Below are 2,265 nucleotides of genomic sequence, written 5' to 3' on the forward strand. Positions count from 1 at the left end.
CGGGTGTCGGCCGGCATGATGATGCCGTCGTCCCACAAGCGCGCGGTGGCGTAGTAGGGATGGCCTTCTTTCTCGTATTGGGCGCGTATCGGCGCCTTGAATTCGGCTTCGTCTTCCGCGCTCCATTCTCCGCCCTTGGCTTCGATGCCATCGCGGCGCACCGTGGCCAGCACGCTGGCCGCCTGCTCGCCGCCCATGACTGAAATACGGGCGTTGGGCCACAGGAACAACAGGCGGGGACCGAAGGCCCGTCCGCACATGCCGTAGTTGCCGGCGCCGAAGGATCCGCCTATGAGTATGGTGAACTTGGGCACTGAAGCGGTGGATACGGCCGTGACCATTTTTGCGCCATGCCGCGCAATGCCTTCGTTCTCGTACTTGCGGCCCACCATGAAACCGGTGATGTTCTGCAGGAAAACCAGCGGAATCTTGCGCTGGCAGCACAGCTCGATGAAGTGGGTGCCTTTTTGCGCCGCCTCCGAGAAAAGCACGCCGTTATTGGCGATGATGCCCACGGGCATGCCATGGATATGGGCGAAGCCGGTAATCAGCGTGGTTCCGAAGCGCGCCTTGAATTCGTCGAATTCGGACCCGTCGACGATACGGGCAATGACCTCACGCACGTCGTAAGGCTTGCGGGTGTCGGCCGGGATGATGCCGTTGAGTTCCTGCGGGTCGTACAGCGGCTCGGCGAAGGCCTTGCGCCGCAACTGCACAGGTTTTTGATGATTCAGCCTGGCCACCGCATTGCGGGCCAGGTACAGGGCATGGAGATCGTTATTGGCCAGGTGATCGGCCACACCCGACAGGCGGGTGTGCACGTCGCCGCCGCCCAGGTCTTCGGCGCTCACCACTTCCCCGGTTGCGGCCTTGACCAGCGGCGGCCCGGCCAGGAAGATCGTACCCTGGTTCTTGACGATGATGGACTCGTCGCTCATTGCGGGCACATAGGCCCCTCCGGCCGTGCACGAACCCATGACCACGGCGACCTGGCCTATGCCGGCGGCCGACATGACTGCCTGGTTGTAGAAGATGCGCCCGAAGTGTTCGCGGTCGGGAAATACCTCGTCCTGGTTCGGCAGGTTGGCGCCGCCCGAGTCGACCAGATAGACGCAAGGCAGCTTGTTCTGCTGTGCGATTTCCTGCGCGCGCAAGTGTTTTTTTACCGTAAGCGGATAGTAGGTTCCGCCCTTAACCGTGGCATCGTTGCAGACTATCATGCATTCGACACCGGAGATACGCCCGATGCCCGTAATCAGTCCCGCGCCGGGTGCCGCATTGTCATAGACATTGTGCGCGGCCATGGGCGAAAGCTCCAGAAACGGCGTGCCCGGATCAAGAAGCCGCTCGACGCGATCACGCGGCAGCAGCTTGCCGCGCGCGAGATGCTTTGCGCGCGCGGATTCGCTGCCGCCCAATGCGGTCTTCAATAGTTGTTGCTGCAGGTCGTCGACCTGTTCTTGCATGGCGCGGGCATTGTCGATGAATGCTTGCGACCGCGGATTGATCCGGGATTCGATTACGGGCATTGATTGCTCCTAGACCATTTCGATAGCCAGGGCGACGGCTTCGCCGCCGCCTATGCACAGCGAAGCCACACCGCGCTTGCCGCCGGTCTTGCGCAGGGCGCCTACAAGAGTCGTGAGCAGGCGTGCGCCCGAGGCGCCTATGGGATGGCCCAGGGCGGTGGCGCCGCCGTGAATATTGACTTTCTCGTGCGGCAGTTTCAGGTCTGTCATGGCGGCCATGGTCACGACCGCGAAGGCTTCATTGATTTCGTACAGGTCGACGTCTTCGGCGCTCCAGCCGGTTTTGGAGAGCAGCTTCTGGATGGCGCTGACCGGGGCGGTCGTGAACCAGCCGGGTTCGTGCGCATGCTGGGTATGGGCGACGATACGGGCCAGGGGAGTCGCGCCCAGCTTCTTGGCGGTGGACTCGCGCATGAGGACCATGGCGGCGGCGCCGTCGGAAATGGATGATGAGTTGGCCGCCGTGACGGTTCCGTCTTTCTTGAATGCGGGCTTGAGCGACGGTACTTTTTCGGGCATGGCCTTGGTGGGGCCCTCGTCGGTGTCGATAACGGTATCGCCCTTGCGCCCGGCTACGGTGACGGGCGCGATCTCCCACTTGAAGCTGCCGTCCTCGGTGGCGGCGCGGGCCCGGCGCAGCGATTCGAGCGAGAAGGCATCTTGCTGTTCGCGGGTGAAGGTGTATTTCGAGGCGCAGTCTTCGGCGAACACGCCCATGGCCGTTCCGCGCTGGTAG

2 protein-coding genes are annotated in these 2,265 nt (G+C 62.9%); both read right to left on the reverse strand.

From position 1 onward, the window contains the following. Positions 1-1,529 (reverse strand): carboxyl transferase domain-containing protein (locus tag V6M52_RS02120; RefSeq protein WP_332698946.1); only part of this gene is annotated, 1,529 nt, incomplete at its 3' end. A 9-nt stretch (positions 1,530-1,538) separates the two neighbouring features. Next, positions 1,539-2,265 (reverse strand): acetyl-CoA C-acyltransferase (locus V6M52_RS02125; RefSeq protein ID WP_332698949.1); only part of this gene is annotated, 727 nt, incomplete at its 5' end.

The sequence above is a fragment of the Devosia sp. genome (assembly GCF_036676215.1).
In the GTDB taxonomy this organism is placed as follows: Bacteria; Pseudomonadota; Alphaproteobacteria; order Rhizobiales; family Devosiaceae; genus Devosia.